Below are 17928 nucleotides of genomic sequence, written 5' to 3'. Positions count from 1 at the left end.
CACATCCCGGCTTGTCTGCCGCGCGCGGCTCTGCAAGGGTGCCGCCACGTCAGACGAACGACGTCAGACGAACGACGTCAGAACGAACGATTGGGGACTTCACCGCCATGGGTTTCAAGGGACTTCTCGCCTCGACCGCGCTCCTCGGCACCCTCGCACTGTCCGGCGCGGCCGCCGCCGATCCGGTGAAGGTGGGGCTGGTCTCGACCCTCTCCGGCCCCTCCGCCGTGCTCGGCCAGCACATGCGCGACGGCTTCCTGCTGGCGGTGAAGGAACTGGGCGGCAAGCTCGGCGGGCAAGAGACCGAGGTGATCGTCGTCGATGACGAGCTGAAGCCCGACATCGCCGTTCAGAAGGTGAAGGGCCTACTTGAGCGCGACAAGGTGGACTTCGTCGCTGGCGTGGTCTTCTCCAACGTGATGGGCGCGGTGGCGAAGCCCGTGACGGCGAACGAGACCTTCCTCATCTCCGGCAATGCCGGCCCCTCCACCATCGCCGGCGCCGGCTGCAGCCCCTTCTTCTTCTCCGCCTCCTACCAGAACGACCAGAACCACGAGGTTCTCGGCAAGTATGCGCAGGACAAGGGCTTCAAGAAGGTGGTGCTGATCGCCCCCAACTATCAGGCGGGCAAGGATTCGCTGGCCGGCTTCAAGCGCTATTACAAGGGCGAGGTGGCGGACGAGATCTATACCCAGCTCGGCCAGCTCGATTTCTCCGCCGAGCTCGCCAAGATCGCCGCGGCCAAGCCCGATGCGGTGTTCACCTTCATGCCCGGCGGCATGGGCGTGAACCTCGTGAAGCAGTACCGGCAGGCGGGCCTTGCCGACACCACGCCCTTCCTCTCCGCCTTCACCGTGGACGAGACGACCCTGCCGGCCACCGGCGAGGCGGCGCTGGGCTTCTTCTCCGGCGCGGCCTGGGCGCCGGACCTCGACACCCCCGCCAACAAGGCCTTCGTCGCCGCCTTCGAGAAGGAATACGGCTACATCCCCGCGCTTTATGCCGCGCAGGGCTATGATGCGGCCAAGCTCATCGACAGCGCGCTGAAGGCCACCGGCGGCAAGACCGCCGACAAGGCCGCCGTGCGCGCGGCGCTGAAGAAGGCGGACTTCCAGAGCGTGCGCGGCAACTTCAAGTTCAACACCAACCAGTTCCCCATCCAGGACTTCTACCTCGTGAAGGTGGGCAAGCGCCCCGACGGCAAGGTGGAGACCATGGTGCAGGAGAAGGTCTTCTCCAACTATGGCGACGCCTACGCGGAAAAGTGCGACATGAAGTGAGGCTCAGTCCTCACTTCATGTCGCACCCCGGACGCATGCAGCGACAGCGGAATGCGAGCCGGGGTCCAGCGCAACGCTCCGCCGAAGGCGGCCTGACCCGAGGCCCGCCGGGGCTTTCGCCAGCTTCGCCGGCTTCTCTTCTAGACCCCGGATCGGCGCTCCACCTGCGGTGTCGCTTGTCCGGGGAGCAGCCTCCTGATTAATAGCCGTCATGCCCCGGCTCGTCCGGGGCATCCACCCCACTGCTTTTCTGCTGCCGGCGATTAAGTCACTCGCCCGGCCGTGCCGTGGATCCCCCGGACACGCCGGGGGATGACGGTCCTGAAGCGGTGGCTCATCCTCCTTGAGCCGTCCCGGTCCAGCCTCGCCCCGCTCATGACCCTCACCCTCTTCCTCGTCCAGATGCTCAACGGGCTCCAGCTCGGCATTCTGCTGTTCCTCGTGGCGGCGGGGCTGACGCTGGTGTTCGGGGTGATGGATGTCATCAATCTCGCCCACGGCGTGCAATACATGCTGGGCGCCTACCTGATGGTGACGGCCACCGCGCTCACCGGCAGCTTCTGGCTGGGGCTGCCGCTGGCCCTTGCCGCCGCGCTGGTGCTGGGCCTGCTGCTGGAACGCCTCGTCATCCGCCAGCTCTACGGGCGGGATCATCTCGATCAGGTGCTGGCCACCTTCGGCATCATATTGTTCGTGAGCGAGGCGGTGCGCATGGTCTGGGGCTCGGCGCCCCTCGCCATCCCCATGCCGCATGCGCTGTCGGGCTCGGTGCGGCTGATGGACGGGCTGAACTATCCCGTCTACCGCCTCGTCCTGATCGGCGCGGGGCTGGGCGTGGCGGGGCTGCTCTACGTGCTGGTCACCCGCACCCGCGCGGGGATGCTGCTGCGCGCGGGGGCCACCAACGCGCCCATGGTGTCGGCGCTGGGGGTGGACATCACCGCTTTGTTCGCCCGCATCTTCGCCTTCGGCGCCATGCTGGCCGCCTTCGCCGGGGCCATGGCGGGGCCGATCCTTTCCGTGGAGCCGGGGATGGGCGACAATCTCCTCATTCTCGCCTTCGTGGTCATCGTCATCGGCGGCATCGGCTCCATGCGGGGAGCCTTCGTGGCGGCGCTGCTGGTGGGGCTCATCGACACGCTCGGCCGCTCCTTCCTTACCGACATATTGAAACTCGTCATGTCCGCCTCCGCCGCCAGCGCGGCCGGGCCGGCGCTCGCCTCGATGAGCGTTTATGTGCTGATGGCGGCCATCCTCTTCTTCCGCCCGCGCGGCCTGTTCCCGGCGCCGGCATGAACAGGCTCATCCTCGCCTTCGTGCTGTTCGCGGCCCTCGCCGCCGTGCCGGCCTTCGCCGACACCGCGATGCTGACGCTGGTGGCGCGGGCCATGATCTTCGCGCTGGCCGCCACCAGCCTCGGCTTCATCCTGGGGCAAGGCGGGCTCGTCTCCTTCGGCCATGCGGCCACCATGGGCATCGGCGCCTATGCGGTGGGCATCCTGATGGAGGAGGGGGTGCGCGATGCCCTCGTCTCCTTCCCCGTGGCCATGGCGGCGGCCGGCCTGTTCGCGCTCGTCACCGGGGCGATCTCGCTGCGGACGCGGGGCGTCTATTTCATCATGATCACGCTTGCCTTCGGGCAGATGGCCTTCTTCGTCACCCAGAGCCTGTCGGCCTATGGCGGGGACGATGGCCTGACGCTCGCCGCCCGCTCCACGGTGGCGGGCGCGCGCTGGCTGAAGGACCCGAAGACCTTCCATTATGTGGTGCTGGGCCTGCTTGCTTTCACCGTGCTCGTCTCGACGGTGCTGGCGCGCGCGCCCTTCGGCCGGGTGCTGGCGGCAGGACGGGACAATGAGCGGCGGCTGCGCGCGCTGGGGGTGGACCCCTACGCCTATCGCCTCGTCGCCTATGTCATCGCCGGCGCCTTCGCCGGTCTCGCCGGCGCGCTCTATGCCAACCTCACCGAGTTCGTGAGCCCGGCCTATCTCTCCTGGCACCGCTCGGCGGAATTCATCGTCACGGTGGTGGCGGGCGGGCCCGTCTCGGCGCTGGGGCCGGTGCTCGGCGCGCTGGGTGTGGTTCTGCTGGAGGATGGGCTTGCCCACCTCACCGAACACTGGCGCATCATCTTCGGCCCGCTGCTGGTGCTGCTGGTGCTGGCGCGGGGTGGCATCGCCACCCTGCTCGGGGGGCGGCGCGATGGCTGAGGCGCTGCTCGACATCGCCGGCCTCGCCAAGGCCTATGGCGCGCTGCATGTGACGGCGGGCGTCGACCTCGCGGTGCGGCCCGGCGAGATCCATGCCCTCATCGGCCCCAACGGCGCTGGCAAGACCACCCTTGTCGGCCAGATCGCCGGCGAGGTGATGCCCGATGCCGGCACCATAAGCTTCGACGGGGCGGATATCACGCGTCTGCCAGTCCACCGCCGGGCGCGGCTGGGCCTCGCGCGGGCGTTCCAGATCACCTCCATCTTCCCCCGCTTCACCGCGCTGGAGCATGCGGCGCTGGCCGTGATGGCGGCGCGCGGGCGCACCTTCCGCCTGCTGCGCCCGGCCGCCTCCGACTGCGCGGCGCGGGAGGAGGCCTCCGGGCTGCTCGAAGAAGTGGGGCTCGGCACGCGCGCCGAGGTCGCGGCGTCCGCCCTCAGCCATGGCGAGAAGCGGGCGCTGGAACTCGCCATGGCGCTGGCCGCCCGCCCGCGCCTGATGCTGCTGGACGAGCCCATGGCCGGCACCGGCCCAGCCGAATCCGCCGCCATGGTGGCGCTGCTCACCCGCCTCAAGGGCCGCTGCGCCATTCTGCTGGTGGAGCACGACATGGATGCGGTGTTCCGCCTCGCCGACCGCATCAGCGTACTCGTCAACGGGCGCATCATCGCCTGCGGCACGCCGGACGCGGTGCGCGCCGATGCCGCCGTCCGCGCCGCCTATCTGGGGGACGGCGAATGACCGCGCCGCTCCTCACCATTGCCGGCCTCACCGCCGGCTATGGCGGCACGCCGGCCCTGTTCGGCGTGGACCTTTCCGTGCCGACGGGCGGTGCGCTGGCGCTGGTGGGCCGCAACGGCATGGGCAAGACCACCACGATCCGCGCCCTCATGGGCCTGCTTCCGCCCAGCGGCGGCACGCTGGCCTTCGACGGCGTGGCGCTCAAGGGCCTGAAGCCCCACCGCATCGCCCGCCTCGGCCTCGGCCTCGTGCCGGAGGGGCGGCAGATCTTCCCCACGCTCACCGTGGAGGAAAACCTCGTGGCCACCTCCGCGGCGGGGCGCTCCGGCCTGCCGCTTTGGACGCTGGAGCGCGTCTACGGGCTGTTCCCCCGCCTCGCCGAGCGGCGGCGCAACTATGGCAACCGCCTCTCCGGCGGCGAGCAGCAGATGCTGGCCATCGGCCGCGCGCTGATGACCAATCCGCGCCTGCTCATCCTGGACGAGGCGACCGAAGGGCTGGCCCCGCTCATCCGCGCGGAGATATGGGCGGTGCTGTCGGTGCTGAAGGGGGAGGGGCTGTCGCTGATCGTCGTCGACAAGCACGTCTCGGCGCTGGCCGGCGTGTGCGATCAGGTGGCGGTGATGGAGAAGGGCCGGGTGGTCCACACCGGCGGGGCTGCCGATTTCGCAGGGGATGCCGGGCTGGTGGGGCGCTATCTGGGGGTTTGAGGGGGCGGTCGTGACCAATCCCTTTTCCCGGACGAGCGACAGCGCGGCCGGAGCACGAGGCTTGTCCTACACGCTCGTCATCGCCCGGCTTGTCCGGGCGATCCACCCATCCGCCGGAGCGCTGTCCGAAAGCCTGACCTGGCCATTCCGTGGATCGCCCGGACAAGCCGGGCGATGACGGTCCGGCAGGGCTCCCGGCCTTCGCAGATCGCGCCAAGCGGTGCCGTTCCCCCTCACCCCAACCCTCTCCCGCGAGGGGAGAGGGAGGCGAATGGCAACGGGGCGCGGGGATATCAGCCTGTCGTTCCGCGCACCGACGGGGACGCATCCCGTCGCCATCTTGCGCCGCCACAACTCCCCTCTCCCCTTGCGGGAGAGGGGTTGGGGGTGAGGGGGCGAGCCGGGCTCCAGCCTCCGCAGTCCGCGCCAAGCGGTGCCTTCACCGGTCACCCCCAAGCCTCTCCCACAAGGCGAGCGGAGCGCCCCCTTACGCCGCGCGGCGCTGGTGCTTTCCTTCGCGCACTTCCTCGATGATCTTGCGGCTGAAGTCCTCCAGATCACCGGGGTTGCGGGAGGTGATGACGCCGGCGTCGGTGACGACGGAGGCATCCTCCCAGCGAGCGCCCGCATTCTCCACGTCCGTGCGGATGGACTTGTAGGAGGTCATGCGCTTGCCCCTGGCGATGCCCGCCTCCACCAGCAGCCACGGGGCGTGGCAGATGGCGGCCACCGTCTTGCCGGCATCGTAGAAGGACCTGATGAGGGCGATGGCGGCGGGCTCCACCCGCAGCAGATCCGGGTTGATCTGGCCGCCGGGCAGGACGATGGCGTCGTAGTCGCTCTCGCGCGCCTCGGAGAGGGCCTTGTCGACCTTCACCGCGCGGCCCCAGTCCTTCTTGTCCCAGCCCTTGATCTCGCCGGCCTCGGGCGAGACCACATGCACCTGCGCGCCCGCTTCCTTCAGCCGGTCGCGGGGCACTTCCAGCTCGGACTGCTCGAAGCCGTTGGTGGAGAGGATGAGAATGCGTTTGCCGTCCAGTGGACCGGGCATGTGTGCCTCCATCGTTGTGTGATCCTGTGCGGGCGGCCCATGGCCGTGGCCCGCAGATCCGGCGCGCCGCGTGCGGGCCGGTTACAGGGACAATGACGGGGGAGGGGGATCGTTCCGGTGGAGGGCCCAAACGAAAACGGCAGGCCGAAGCCTGCCGTTTGATCGTTGACGACGTGCGCAGCTCAGTTGTCGAGGAAGGAGCGCAGCTTGCGGCTCCGGCTCGGGTGCTTGAGCTTGCGCAGCGCCTTGGCTTCGATCTGGCGGATACGCTCGCGTGTCACGGAGAATTGCTGGCCGACTTCCTCCAGCGTGTGGTCCGTGTTCATGCCGATGCCGAAGCGCATGCGCAGCACGCGCTCCTCGCGGGGGGTGAGGGAGGCCAGCACCCGGGTCGTCGTCTCGCGCAGATTGCTCTGGATCGCGGCGTCGATGGGCAGGATGGCGTTCTTGTCCTCGATGAAGTCGCCGAGGTGCGAATCCTCCTCGTCGCCGATGGGCGTCTCGAGGGAGATGGGCTCCTTGGCGATCTTCAGCACCTTGCGCACCTTCTCCAGCGGCATGCCGAGCTTCTCGGCCAGTTCCTCGGGAGTGGGCTCGCGGCCGATCTCGTGCAGCATCTGCCGCGAGGTGCGGACGATCTTGTTGATCGTCTCGATCATGTGGACCGGGATGCGGATGGTCCGCGCCTGGTCGGCGATCGAGCGGGTGATGGCCTGCCGGATCCACCACGTGGCGTAGGTGGAGAACTTGTATCCGCGGCGGTACTCGAACTTGTCCACCGCCTTCATCAGGCCGATGTTGCCCTCCTGGATGAGGTCCAGGAACTGCAGGCCGCGGTTGGTGTACTTCTTGGCGATGGAGATGACGAGGCGGAGGTTCGCTTCCACCATCTCCTTCTTGGCCTGGCGGGCTTCCTTCTCGCCCTTCTGCACCATCTGCACGATCTTGCGGAACTCGGCGATCTCCAGCCCCGTCTCGGTGGCGAGGGCGTGGATGTCGCCGCGGATCTCGTGGATGGTGTCCTTCTCGTGGGCGACGAAGCCCTTCCAGCCCCGCGTGCCGAGCTTGGAGATGCGCAGCACCCACTTGGGGTCCAGCTCGGCGCCCATGTAGTTCTTGAGGAAGTCGTCGCGGGAGACGCCGTAGCTGTCGGCGAGACGCAGCAGGCGGCCCTCATAGCCCACGAGGCGCTTGTTGATCTCGTAGAGCTGCTCCACCAGCGCGTCGATGCGCGCCTGGTTGAGCGACAGGCTCTTCACGTCGCCGACCAGCTCTTCCTTGAGCTTCTTCGCCTTGCGCTCCTGCGCGGGCGAGAGGGTCTCGTTCTTGAGCTTGGACTCGACGTTCTGGTCCTGCAGCCGGCGCAGCTTGGTGTAGCTGGAGTGGATGCGGTCGAAGGTCTCCACGACCTTCGGCTTGATCTCCGCCTCCATGGCGGCGAGGGACATGGAATTCTCCATGTCGTCTTCCTCGCCCTCGGGGCCGGCGCCGTCGCCGAGCAGGCCGTCCTCGCCCGCCTCGGGGGCAAGGGCCGCCTCCTCGCCGAGCGCGGCGGGCGGGTTCTTGCCCTCGGGGCCGGCATAGGTGGCTTCGAGGTCGATGATGTCACGCAGCAGCACGCGACCTTCGGTCAGCTCGTCGCGCCAGATGATGATGGCCTGGAAGGTGAGGGGGCTTTCGCACAGGCCGGCGATCATGGCCTCGCGGCCCGCCTCGATGCGCTTGGCGATGGCGATTTCGCCCTCGCGGGAGAGCAGCTCCACCGAGCCCATTTCGCGCAGGTACATGCGCACCGGGTCGTCGGTCCGCTCGGCCGGCTCGGACTTGGTCTCGGCGCGGGCGACGGCGCGCGGGGCGGCCTCCGTCAGCTCGCCGCCTTCGGCCTCCTCCGGCTCGTCCGCCGTCTCGGCTTCCTCGCCGCCCTCTTCGGCCTCGGCTTCCTCGGCCTCGATGACATTGATGCCCATGTCGTTGAGCATCGCCAGCGTGTCCTCGATCTGCTCGGAGGTGACTTCCTCGGAAGGCATCACCTCGTTGAGCTGCTCGTAGGTCACGTAGCCCCGCCGCTTGGCGTTCTTGATCATCTTCCGGACAGCGGCGTCGGACAGGTCGAGCAACGGCCCGTCGGGGGCGTCGGTCTCCTTCTCCGGGGCCTCTGTGGCTTCGGAAGATTGCTTCGCCATCGACTTCTCCTGCTGATCCCGCCGATTTCCAACAGCAGAACGGCGGCGCGGCTCCTCAGCCTCGCCACCTTTTGCCCTTGAACCCGGGAGCGGCTTTTTTGACGCCATCCCGTTAAACCAGCCTGAACGCGCTTCCAACCCCTATGGTCGTCGGCGGCAGGCTGCCTTCCGTCCCGTGGGCCGCGGGTCCGGCATTTCCCGCTGTGCGGGCCATGCCAGACGCTCTTGGCCAAATTGTGCCGCTCTGGCTTCCGATCAAAGCGATCGAACCGCCGAACGGCCTGAGGAGGCACCGAACCCTTCCACCAGCGCCTCGGTGCCGTCGATCGCCGAAAGGCGCTCGCGGACATCCCTGAGCCAGGCGAAATTGGCTTCGCTCGGGTCTTCCCCCAGCGTGCGCTCGGCTTCCTTCAGCTCTCTAGATAGCGCGTGAGCCTTGCGATGCAAGGCCGTGCGCTGATGCCACCAGAGCCGGACGTCGGTCTCTGCGGTATCCGAATAGGCTGGCCAGTCGTGCCGGGGGTTGGCGAGGGCCTTCACACGGCGGGTCAGGGCATCCAGATCCGAGCGGTCGAGATGGGCCGCGAGGGCCTCTCCATCGAGCCCTTCCAGGTGCGCCTCGATGAGCGCGCGGCGCAGCCGGTCGGCCTCCGGATTGGCAAAGGGCAGGCTGGAAACCTCCTCGCCTGCCTCGTCCAGCAGGAAGGGGTGGTTGATGAGGCAGAACAGCAGCAGCGCCTCGTTGCGCGGCAGGGCGGCCATGGGCCCGCGCACCAGCGCGCTCCTTGCAATCTCCTGTCCGCGCGGGGCCAGCGGCGGGGCCGAGGGCTTGCCCGGAAACTTGCCGCCGCGTCCCCGTCCGGGCGTGAAACCGGGCGACCAGCCCTCCCGGCGGCCGGACGGCCGGGCGCGCTCGGCGGGGGCCATCAGCGCGTTGAAGCGGCCCATGAGATCGGCCCGATAGTGCTTGCGCACCGTCTCGTCGCCGATGGCGTTCACCACTTCGTTGAGCCGGCCTTCCAGCGCCGCGCGACGCTCCGGTGTTTCGAGCGACGCATTTTCGCTCTCGCGCGCCCAAAGTTCCGCTGCGAGCGGCCGGGCCTGCGCCAGAACCTGCTCCATGGCCTCGCGCCCGGAGCGGCGAATCAGGTCGTCGGGGTCCTGACCTTCCGGCAGGGCGGCGAAGGAGAGGCTGCGACCGGCCTTAAGGTGCGGCAGAGCGAGGTCGATGGCGCGATGGGCCGCCCGCCGGCCCGCCTTGTCGCCGTCGAACAGCAGCAGCGGCTCTTCCGACATGCGCCAGAGCAATTGCAGTTGCTCTTCGGTGAGGGCAGTGCCGAGCGGTGCCACCGCACCGCCGAAGCCCGCCTCCACCATGGCGATGACGTCCACATAGCCTTCCACCGCGATGACGCGGGCGCCGGTCTGGGCGGCGGTGCGGGCGGAAAAGCCGTTATAAAGCAGGGAGCCCTTGTGAAAGAGCGGGGTCTCCGGGGAATTGAGGTATTTCGCCGGAACGTCCTTCTCCAGCGCCCGGCCGCCGAAGGCCACGACGCGGCCCTTCAGATCGGTGATGGGGAACATCACCCGGTCGCGGAAACGGTCATAGGGGACGGGGATGTCCTCGCCGGCGATCAGCAGGCCCGCCTCCACCATGTCGGCGACGGAGACCCCCTCCTTGCCCAGCGCCTCCTTCAGGTTGAAGCGCTCGCCCGCCGCATAGCCGAGACCGAATCGCTTCTGCGTGGCGGGGCCGATCTCCCGGTCGGCGAGATAGCCGCGCGCCTTAGCCCCGAGGCGGGATTGCAGGGTGGCCTCGAAATGCTTCGCCGCCAGCGCCATCACCTCATAGAGCGTGCGCCGCCGCTGCTCCTTGGCCGCCGCCTCCGGCGTCTCCTGGGGCAGGGACAGCCCGGCCATGGCGGCCAGCCGCTCCACCGCCTCGCCGAAGGAGGCGCCCTCCGTCTCCATCAGGAAGTCGAACACGTCGCCGTGCTTGCCGGAGGAGAAGCAGTGGTAGAAGCCCTTCTGATCGTTGACGAAGAAGGATGCCGTCTTCTCCGCATTGAAGGGCGAGAGCCCGGCGAACTCGCGCCCCTGCTTCTTGAGCTTCACCCGACGGCCGACCACCTCCGACACCGGAAGCCGGGCGCGGATCTCGTCGAGAAAGGCGGGCGAAAAGCGCATGGGCAGGCGGAGCCGGCAATCTGTGAGGGGCGCGCAACGTCGGTCACCCAAAGTCAGGCACCCGGAGAGCAGCCCTTCAGTCTAGCCGGGATGGCGGGCGGGGGGAACGGGGGCTTACACGTAACGGATCCGCCTTCGTTCCCCGGACAAGCGACGGCGGAGCCGGAGCGCCGATCCGGGGTCCAGCACAAGACTCCCGCGCAGCGGGCAAAGCTTGAGAGCGTTGGGGCCGGAAGCGCCTTCGGCGGTCTCTTGCGCTGGACCCCGGCTCGCATTCCGCTTCGCTACATGCGTCCGGGGCGCGAGGGCGGTAGGGGCGTCCCGCGCTTCCACGGCTATGCTAGCCTGCAGCCATGCAGGGCTTTGCCGTCTACATCCTTGCAAGTGGTCGCAACGGGACGCTCTACGTGGGTGTCACGAACGATCTGGCCCGGCGCCTGTTCGAGCATCGCTCCGGCGCCGTCCCCGGCTTCACCCGCAAATATGCCGTCCATCTCCTCGTGCATGTGGACCTGTTCGACGATCTGGATGCCGCCCGCGCCCACGAACGGCGCCTGAAGAAGTGGCATCGGGACTGGAAACTCGCCCTCATCGAGGGGGATAACCCCGAGTGGCGCGATCTGGTCGAAGACTGGCTTTGACGATCGCGTTCCCCGGACAAGCGACGGCGGAGCCGGAGCGCTGATCCGGGATCCAGCGCAAGACTCCCGCGCAGCGGGCAAAGCCTGAGAGCGCGGGGATTCGGCAGCGCCTTCGGCGGTTCATTGCGCTGGGCCCCGGCTCACATTCCGCTGCGCTGCATGCGTCCGGGGCGCGAGGGCGGTTTTGCGGACGGGCGGCGGCGCACAGGCTCGTCTCTCGTTCCCCGGACAAGCGACGGCGGAGCCGGAGCGCTGATCCGGGGTCAGCGCAAGACTCCCGCGCAGCGGGCAAAGCCTGAGAGCGTTGGGGTTTAGCAGCGCCTCCGGCGGCTTTTTGCGCTGGGCCCCGGCTCGCATTCCGCTTTGCTACATGCGTCCGGGGCGCGAGGGTGGTTCGGCGTCGGGCGGCGGCGTGCGCACTACCCCCGCAATCCCCCTTATCCACACCCTCCCGCGGTCTCCGAATTGTGTCCACAAAATGGCGCGCAGGGTGACGTTGGGGATAGACCGCCTGCATCCCGCTGATAAGCTTCGCCATTCAGGGGGGCTGGCTGACATGGATGCGGTGATCGATTTCCTCAACACCATCTTCTGGGGCTATGTCCTGATCTACGGGCTGCTCGCGGTGGGGGTGTATTTCACGCTGCGGCTCGGCTTCGTGCAGATCGTGCATTTCCCCGAGATGCTGCGCTCGGTGCTGCGCTCCAACGACACCGACAAGTCGGGCATCACGCCGTTCCAGGCCCTGTGCACCTCGCTTGCCTCACGCGTCGGCACCGGCAACATCGCCGGCGTGGCGGTGGCGCTCACTTTGGGTGGGCCGGGGGCCATCTTCTGGATGTGGGTGGTGGCGGCGCTGGGCATGGCCACCGCCTTCGCCGAGAGTACGCTGGCCCAGCTCTACAAGGTGAAGGACGACGAAGGCCGCTATCGCGGCGGGCCGGCCTTCTACATCGCCCATGGCCTCAAGGCCTCGTGGGCGGGCGGGCTGTTCTCGGTCTGCCTCATCATCTCGTTCGGCCTCGTCTTCAACGCGGTGCAGGCCAATTCCATCGCCGACGCCGTGGAGGGCGCCTTCGGCGTGCCGAAGCTCGGCACCGGGCTGGTGGTGGCGGTGCTGTCGGGCGTCATCATCTTCGGCGGCATCGCCGCCATCGCCCGCACCGCCGAATTCGTGGTGCCGTTCATGGCCCTCGCTTATGTGGGCCTCGCCTTCTACGCGCTGGCCACCCACATCTCCCTGGTGCCGAGCGTGCTTGGTCACATCGTCGGCAGCGCCTTCGGCGTGGGCGCGGCGGCGGGCGGGGTGGCCGGCTCGGTGGCGGCGGCCATGATGAACGGGGTGAAGCGCGGCCTGTTCTCCAACGAGGCGGGCATGGGCAGCGCCCCCAACATCGCCGCCGTGGCGACGCCCGATCCGCACCATCCGGTGAGCCAGGGCTTCGTGCAGTCGCTGGGGGTGTTCATCGACACCATCGTCATCTGCACCGCCACCGCGCTGCTGATCCTGCTGTCGGAGGTGGTGCCCTCGGCGGAACTGACCGGCACCCAGCTCACCCAGGCGGCGCTGGAAGTGCATGTGGGGTGGCTCGGGCGCTATTTCGTGGCCATCGCCATCTTCTTCTTCGCCTTCACCTCCATCATCGGCAACTATTCCTATGCCGAGAATGCGCTGGTCTTCCTCGGCCACGGCCATGTCTCGGGCGTCATCGTGCTGCGCCTCGCGCTGCTGGCGATGGTGGTGTGGGGATCGCTGCAGAGCGTCGCCACCGTGTTCAACGCGGCGGACGCCTCCATGGGGCTGATGGCCTCCATCAACCTCGTTGCCATCGTCCTGCTGTCGGGCACGGTCGTGCGGCTGACGAAGGACTACCTGGCGCAGCGCAAGGCGGGGACGGAGCCGGTGTTCGTCGCCGACGAGATGGCCGACCTGCCGCCCGGCGTCGACCGGCAGATCTGGAGCCAGAAGTGAGGGGCGGGCTGCCCCGGAAATGAGAAAAAGGGGTGGAATCAGGCTGACGTTCGCCGAACGTCACCGATTCCACCCCTGAACAGCACCCGAAAAGGGGGTGTCAACGGCCGCGATCAGGCCGCCGTCAGCGCTTCCTTGACCCAGCCGGACGCCTTGCCGAAATCCAGCGCGCCGGCATGGCGCTCCTTCAGAACGGCCATGGTGCGGCCCATGTCCTTGATGCCCTTGGCCTCGATCTCGGCGATCACCGCGGCGATGGCGGCGCGCGTGTCGGCCTCGGAAAGCTGTTTGGGCAGAAAGGCCTGGATGTAGGTAATTTCCTCGCGCTCCTGCGCGGCGAGCTCCGGGCGGCCGCCCTCGTCATAGATCTTGGCGCTCTCTTCCCGCTGCTTCACCATCTTGGCGAGCAAAGCGCGCAGCTCGTCATCATTGAGCGGGTCCTTGCCATGTCCCCGCTGCTCGATATCCCGGTCCTTGAGCGCCGCATTGATGAGGCGGAGCGTCCCGGTTCTCTTTTTATCCTGGGCCTTTAGCGCCTCTTTGAGAGCCGCGTTGATGTCGTCGCGAAGCACGATCGTCTGTCCTGTGTTGAAGCGCGCCATCGAGGGCGGCGGGGCCCGGCGACCCGATGGTCAGCCTGGACCGAGGCGCACAAATTCCTGCGAGAGGCGCTGGAAACGCGGCGCGCGAGCCTCTATCTAGGCGATCCATGACCAGCGAACAAGACCACGCCCCCAACGCCCCCGAGGGTTGGGCCGAGCCCCGGCCCACCGCCCTGCTCGTGCTCGCCGACGGAACGGTGCTCGAAGGCTTCGGCATCGGCGCCACCGGCCACCTCGCCGGCGAGGTGTGCTTCAACACCGCCATCACCGGCTATGAGGAGATCCTCACCGATCCCTCCTATGCCGGGCAGATCATCACCTTCACCTTCCCGCACATCGGCAACGTGGGCACCAACGAGGAGGACATCGAGACGGTGTCCATGGCCTCGGCCTCCGGCGTGCGCGGGGTGGTGCTGCGCACCGCCGTGACGGACCCGTCCAACTACCGCGCCACCCGCCATTTCGACGACTGGCTGAAGGCCCGCGGCATCCCCGGCATCACCGGCATCGATACCCGCGCGCTCACCGCCCTCATCCGTGAGGCGGGCATGCCCAATGCGGTCATCGCCCACGCCCCCGATGGCGTGTTCGACATCGAGGCGCTGAAGGCGGAAGCCCGCGCCTGGCCCGGCCTCGTCGGCATGGACCTCGTGCCCGGCGTGACCTCGATCCAGCGCTTCGACTGGGACGAGACCACCTGGGACCCCGAGACCGGCTACGGCCGCCAGGAGGCGCCGCGCCATCATGTGGTCGCCATCGACTACGGCGTGAAGCGCAACATCCTGCGCCTGCTCGCCCGCGCCGGTTGCAAGGTCACCGTGGTGCCCGCCACCACCTCCGCCGAGGACATCCTCGCCCTCCAGCCGGACGGCGTGTTCCTCTCCAACGGCCCCGGCGATCCGGCGGCGACGGGGGAATATGCGGTCCCGGTCATCCAGAAGGTGATCGAGAAGGGGGTGCCCACCTTCGGCATCTGCCTCGGCCACCAGATGATCGGCCTCGCCGTCGGCGGCCGCACGGTGAAGATGCACCAGGGCCATCACGGCGCGAACCATCCGGTGAAGGACCTCACCACCGGCAAGGTGGAGATCACCTCCATGAACCACGGCTTCGCCGTGGACCGCGACAGCCTGCCGAAGAATGCGGTGGAGACCCATGTCTCCCTGTTCGACGGCTCCAACGCCGGCATCGCGCTGGCCGACAAGCCGGTGTTCTCGGTGCAGTACCACCCTGAGGCGAGCCCCGGCCCGCAGGACAGCCACTATCTGTTCGATCGCTTCGTCACGATGATCGAGAAGCACAAGGCGGCCTGAGCTGTCGTCGCTCGACAAGAAAAAGGGCCGGTGCGCGAGCGCCGGCCCTTTTCTTTTGTCGGTCCGTGCGGCCGCGCAGGCTAGTTCAGGAACTCGCCATGCTCCGCCACGTGCCGGGCGAGGCCGAGGGTATGCTCGCGGACGAGACGCTCTGCGAGGTCCGGATCGCGCTTCTCGATGGCCTCGACGATATGCGTGTGATCGACGATGGAGCGCTGAGCCCGGTGCGCCTGGCCGATCGTCACCTTGCGGACGCCGCGCATGTGGGGGAACAGGTTCTCCGTCGTCTCCGCGATCAGGGCGCAGCCGGACATGCGGATGATGAGCTTGTGGAAGGCGAGATTCGCCTCCGAATATTCGGAAACGAACTCTTCCGGGTTGCGGTTGGCAAAGGCGCGGACGTTCTCGCGCAGCTGGCGGATCTCCGTCTCGGTGGCACGCTCGCAGGCGAGCCGCGCCGCCATGCTCTCCAGCGCCGCCCAGACGGTAATCATCTCGATTACTTCCTGCTTGGTCTTGCGCACCACGAAGATGCCCCGGCGCGGCACGGAGCGCACGAAGCCCTCCTGCTCAAGCAGTGTCATCGCCTCGCGGATGGGCGTGCGCGAAACGCCGAGCTTCTCTGAAAGCTGGCGCTCCTCGAGGCGAATCTCCTCGGGGTGGCTGTAGATGTCCATCTCCATGATGGCCGCCTTCAGCGCCTTGTAGGCCTTCATCCGGAAGCTCGATTCCGTCTCGATCGGCTTCACGTTGATATCCTGGTACGTCATCGCACCCCTTCGCCTTAGGCTTTCGGCAGTCAGTCGGGCTGAAGTGATTCCCGCCTTGCGCACCAAATACATCATATCACATGCGAGGAAGAGTGCGTCGGCAAGCAATGCCGCAGGTGTCCCGAAAACTTGTGGCAATGCAGCATCTTCTGCGCAGGTGCGGGACGCTTCTTGCGTTGACAGGATGTATTTTGAATACCACGATGATCCGAGGGAAGACGGGCGACAACAAGGCCCCACCCGGCCCGGCGAAGCTTTCGCCGTGGCAATGGGCGAGCATTCGCCAGGGGAGGACACGCCAATGATTACCGTGGACGATATCCTGCGGGAAAAACGTGACACCCGCATCATCACCCTGCGCATGCACGAGACGGTGGCCGACGCCGTCCTCGTGATGAAGCGGGAGAATATTTCCTCCGTCATCATCAAGGATGTCTGCCGCACCGAGGGAAACACGGTGGTGGGCGTCTTCTCCGAGCGAGACGTGACCCGCGCGGTGCTGGAGCTCGGAGCCAACACGCCGAAGGTGGTGCTGGCCTCGCTCATGAAGCGGGACGTCATCTCCTGCACGCTCGAAGACACGATCGAGATCGTGCTGCGGCTGATGGTGGAGCATCAGGTGCGTCACCTGCCGGTCATGGAGAGCTACGCGCTCGTGGGCGTCATCAGCGCCACCGACCTGATGCGCCATTACCTTAAGGAATCCGAGGCCCATCCTGCGCTTGAGGCCGTCTCCGGCGGCATCGAGGCGGGCCTCGCTGCCCTGCGCTGAGGCGCGGGAACTTTTCGGGGCCGCCTGTATCCCGCTGCGGCCCCGAGGTTTTTTCCGACTTTCGTCTAAGAATGACTCAAAACCCGTTTGCGAACGGCCGAGCGCAGTGTTACAGTTCTGTATCTGGCATACGTAATTCAAAACTTGAAATGCCAGAGGGTGGGTCCCTCCGATCGTATCTCCGAGGGCGCATCCAAGCTGGCGCAGACCGGCACCAAAGGAACAGGGCAGGAAATTCCGGGAGTGGGTGCATGGGCAAGGCGCTTGACGGCGTGCGCGTCCTGGACATGACGCACGTTCAGTCCGGCCCTTCGGCGACGCAACTTCTTGCGTGGCTGGGCGCGGATGTCATCAAGGTGGAAATGCCGCGGCGCGGGGACATCACCCGTTCGCAGCTGAGGGACAAGTCCAACGTGGACAGTCTCTATTTCACCATGCTCAACGCAAACAAGAAGAGCGTTACCCTCAACATCAAGACCCCCGCTGGCCAGGAGGCATTGAACCGCCTCGTGGAAACCTGCGACGTGCTGGTCGAGAATTTCGGCCCCGGCGTGCTCGATCGCCAGGGCTTTGGCTACGATCAGGTTCGCACCCGCAACCCGCGGCTGATCTATGCCTCCATCCGCGGTTTCGCCGAAGCCTCGGGCGTCGACGCCAAGGCCTACGAGACCATCGCTCAGGCCATGGGCGGCGCCATGAGCACGACCGGCTGGCGCTCCGGCCCGCCTACGGCCTCCAGCGCCCAGATCGGCGATACCGGCACCGGCATCCATTGCGTCGCCGGCATCCTGGCCGCGCTGTTCCAGCGCACGGTGACGGGCGAGGGCCAGAAGGTGGACGTGGCCATGCAGGACTGCGTGGTCAACCTGCTCCGGGTGAAGCTGCGCGACCAGCAGCGCCTCGATGCAGGGGCGCTTGCCGAATATCCCGGCGCGCCCACGGGCGAATGCGTGCCGCGGGCCGGCAACTGCTCCGGCGGCGGCCAGCCCGGTGCGGCGCTGCGGTGCGCGCCCGGCGGCGAGAACGATTATTGCTACGTCATCATCCAGCCCCAGGGCTGGGCGCCGCTGATGCGGCTCGTGGGCCGCAAGGACCTGATCGACGATCCCAAGTTCGCCTCCCACGAGGCCCGCGCCCAGCGGCTGGACCAGTGCTTCGAGATCATCGAGCGCTGGACCGCCCGCCGCACCAAGTTCGAGGTGATGGAGGCGCTCAACGCCATCGACGTGCCCTGCGGGCCGGTGCTCTCCACCAAGGACATCATGGAAGACCGCGCGCTCTACGACCGCGGCTTCCTCGTGGAGGTGCCGCACCCCGAGCGCGGCACCTATGTGACGGTCGGCTCGCCCATCAGCCTGTCCGCCAATCACGTGCCGGTGGAGCGCGCGCCGCTCCTCGGCGAGCATACCGACGAGGTCCTCGCGAGCGTGGGCTTCTCGGCCGAAGAGATCGCCGGCATGCGTGCCGCCGGTGCCGTCTGACGGGGAGGGAACGA

The 17928-nt window shown here is 67.6% G+C and carries 15 protein-coding genes; 10 read left to right on the top strand and 5 right to left on the bottom strand.

What is annotated here, in order from left to right; genetic code table 11:
- The first annotated feature begins 107 nt into the window (after nt 1–107).
- The 5 genes from FHT36_RS10070 (at nt 108) to FHT36_RS10050 (ending at nt 4942) form a co-directional block, all read left to right on the top strand.
- Nucleotides 108–1280 (top strand): ABC transporter substrate-binding protein, encoded by a 1173-nt coding sequence (locus tag FHT36_RS10070; RefSeq protein ID WP_169122378.1) that lies wholly within the window; start codon nt 108–110, stop codon nt 1278–1280.
- A gap of 375 nt (nt 1281–1655) precedes the next feature.
- On the top strand, nt 1656–2576 hold the full coding sequence (locus FHT36_RS10065) for a branched-chain amino acid ABC transporter permease (protein WP_169122730.1): 921 nt from the start codon (nt 1656–1658) through the stop codon (nt 2574–2576).
- Nucleotides 2573–3490: a branched-chain amino acid ABC transporter permease gene (locus FHT36_RS10060; RefSeq protein ID WP_169122377.1), complete on the top strand. Its 918-nt coding sequence runs from the start codon at nt 2573–2575 to the stop codon at nt 3488–3490. The genes FHT36_RS10065 and FHT36_RS10060 overlap by 4 nt, the downstream gene beginning before the upstream one ends.
- Nucleotides 3483–4232: an ABC transporter ATP-binding protein gene (locus tag FHT36_RS10055; RefSeq protein ID WP_169122376.1), complete on the top strand. Its 750-nt coding sequence runs from the start codon at nt 3483–3485 to the stop codon at nt 4230–4232. Before FHT36_RS10060 ends, FHT36_RS10055 begins: the two co-directional genes overlap by 8 nt.
- Nucleotides 4229–4942, top strand: a complete 714-nt coding sequence (locus tag FHT36_RS10050) for an ABC transporter ATP-binding protein (protein ID WP_169122375.1) — start codon at nt 4229–4231, stop codon at nt 4940–4942. The genes FHT36_RS10055 and FHT36_RS10050 overlap by 4 nt, the downstream gene beginning before the upstream one ends.
- Before the next feature lie 487 nt (nt 4943–5429).
- Here FHT36_RS10050 and FHT36_RS10045 read toward each other — a convergent pair whose 3' ends face one another.
- The 3 genes from FHT36_RS10045 to dnaG all read right to left on the bottom strand — a co-directional run bounded on the left by FHT36_RS10045 (nt 5430) and on the right by dnaG (nt 10363).
- Entirely contained in the window at nt 5430–5993 is a 564-nt protein-coding gene (locus FHT36_RS10045) for a type 1 glutamine amidotransferase domain-containing protein (protein ID WP_169122374.1), read from the bottom strand.
- A gap of 182 nt (nt 5994–6175) precedes the next feature.
- Entirely contained in the window at nt 6176–8176 is a 2001-nt protein-coding gene (rpoD, locus tag FHT36_RS10040) for an RNA polymerase sigma factor RpoD (protein ID WP_169122373.1), read from the bottom strand.
- 255 nt (nt 8177–8431) lie between these two features.
- Nucleotides 8432–10363 (bottom strand): DNA primase, encoded by a 1932-nt coding sequence (dnaG, locus tag FHT36_RS10035; protein WP_169122372.1) that lies wholly within the window; start codon nt 10361–10363, stop codon nt 8432–8434.
- A 353-nt stretch (nt 10364–10716) separates the two neighbouring features.
- On the opposite strand from dnaG, the gene FHT36_RS10030 reads away from it, so the two are divergent.
- A complete protein-coding gene (locus FHT36_RS10030; RefSeq protein WP_169122371.1) occupies nt 10717–11004 on the top strand; it encodes a GIY-YIG nuclease family protein in 288 nt (95 codons plus the stop codon).
- Nucleotides 11005–11560: 556 nt separating this feature from the next.
- Nucleotides 11561–12976, top strand: a complete 1416-nt coding sequence (locus FHT36_RS10025; RefSeq protein ID WP_169122370.1) for a sodium:alanine symporter family protein — start codon at nt 11561–11563, stop codon at nt 12974–12976.
- Between the two features lie 113 nt (nt 12977–13089).
- Here the strand turns inward: FHT36_RS10025 and FHT36_RS10020 are convergent, their stop codons facing one another.
- On the bottom strand, nt 13090–13548 hold the full coding sequence (locus FHT36_RS10020) for a GatB/YqeY domain-containing protein (protein WP_169122369.1): 459 nt from the start codon (nt 13546–13548) through the stop codon (nt 13090–13092).
- A 137-nt stretch (nt 13549–13685) separates the two neighbouring features.
- On the opposite strand from FHT36_RS10020, the gene carA reads away from it, so the two are divergent.
- Nucleotides 13686–14891, top strand: coding sequence for a glutamine-hydrolyzing carbamoyl-phosphate synthase small subunit (carA, locus tag FHT36_RS10015; RefSeq protein ID WP_169122368.1), 1206 nt, complete (start codon nt 13686–13688; stop codon nt 14889–14891).
- An 80-nt stretch (nt 14892–14971) separates the two neighbouring features.
- Here the strand turns inward: carA and FHT36_RS10010 are convergent, their stop codons facing one another.
- On the bottom strand, nt 14972–15661 hold the full coding sequence (locus FHT36_RS10010) for a GntR family transcriptional regulator (RefSeq protein ID WP_169122367.1): 690 nt from the start codon (nt 15659–15661) through the stop codon (nt 14972–14974).
- A gap of 301 nt (nt 15662–15962) precedes the next feature.
- On the opposite strand from FHT36_RS10010, the gene FHT36_RS10005 reads away from it, so the two are divergent.
- Together FHT36_RS10005 and frc are read left to right on the top strand one after the other, a co-directional pair.
- On the top strand, nt 15963–16433 hold the full coding sequence (locus FHT36_RS10005; RefSeq protein ID WP_210257683.1) for a CBS domain-containing protein: 471 nt from the start codon (nt 15963–15965) through the stop codon (nt 16431–16433).
- Between the two features lie 251 nt (nt 16434–16684).
- Nucleotides 16685–17914 carry a formyl-CoA transferase gene (frc, locus tag FHT36_RS10000; RefSeq protein WP_169122366.1) on the top strand — a complete coding sequence of 410 codons (1230 nt, stop codon included), beginning with the start codon at nt 16685–16687 and terminating at the stop codon, nt 17912–17914.
- Nucleotides 17915–17928: the final 14 nt, after the last annotated feature.

Origin of the sequence: Xanthobacter sp. SG618 (assembly GCF_012932745.1) — a bacterium.
GTDB classification, from domain to species: domain Bacteria; phylum Pseudomonadota; class Alphaproteobacteria; order Rhizobiales; family Xanthobacteraceae; genus Xanthobacter; species Xanthobacter flavus.
The sequence above is the reverse complement of the archived record's forward strand: the minus strand, read 5'-3'. Positions and strand labels throughout refer to the sequence as shown.

Coding starts and splice junctions, on each gene's coding strand:
- FHT36_RS10045 (WP_169122374.1), bottom strand. CDS start 5,993: ATGCCCGGTCCACTGGACGGCAAACGCATTCTCATCCTCTCCACCAAC.
- FHT36_RS10010 (WP_169122367.1), bottom strand. CDS start 15,661: ATGACGTACCAGGATATCAACGTGAAGCCGATCGAGACGGAATCGAGC.
- FHT36_RS10055 (WP_169122376.1), top strand. CDS start 3,483: ATGGCTGAGGCGCTGCTCGACATCGCCGGCCTCGCCAAGGCCTATGGC.
- FHT36_RS10030 (WP_169122371.1), top strand. CDS start 10,717: ATGCAGGGCTTTGCCGTCTACATCCTTGCAAGTGGTCGCAACGGGACG.
- FHT36_RS10025 (WP_169122370.1), top strand. CDS start 11,561: ATGGATGCGGTGATCGATTTCCTCAACACCATCTTCTGGGGCTATGTC.
- FHT36_RS10065 (WP_169122730.1), top strand. CDS start 1,656: ATGACCCTCACCCTCTTCCTCGTCCAGATGCTCAACGGGCTCCAGCTC.
- FHT36_RS10050 (WP_169122375.1), top strand. CDS start 4,229: ATGACCGCGCCGCTCCTCACCATTGCCGGCCTCACCGCCGGCTATGGC.
- FHT36_RS10070 (WP_169122378.1), top strand. CDS start 108: ATGGGTTTCAAGGGACTTCTCGCCTCGACCGCGCTCCTCGGCACCCTC.
- dnaG (WP_169122372.1), bottom strand. CDS start 10,363: ATGCGCTTTTCGCCCGCCTTTCTCGACGAGATCCGCGCCCGGCTTCCG.
- frc (WP_169122366.1), top strand. CDS start 16,685: ATGGGCAAGGCGCTTGACGGCGTGCGCGTCCTGGACATGACGCACGTT.
- carA (WP_169122368.1), top strand. CDS start 13,686: ATGACCAGCGAACAAGACCACGCCCCCAACGCCCCCGAGGGTTGGGCC.
- FHT36_RS10005 (WP_210257683.1), top strand. CDS start 15,963: ATGATTACCGTGGACGATATCCTGCGGGAAAAACGTGACACCCGCATC.
- rpoD (WP_169122373.1), bottom strand. CDS start 8,176: ATGGCGAAGCAATCTTCCGAAGCCACAGAGGCCCCGGAGAAGGAGACC.
- FHT36_RS10060 (WP_169122377.1), top strand. CDS start 2,573: ATGAACAGGCTCATCCTCGCCTTCGTGCTGTTCGCGGCCCTCGCCGCC.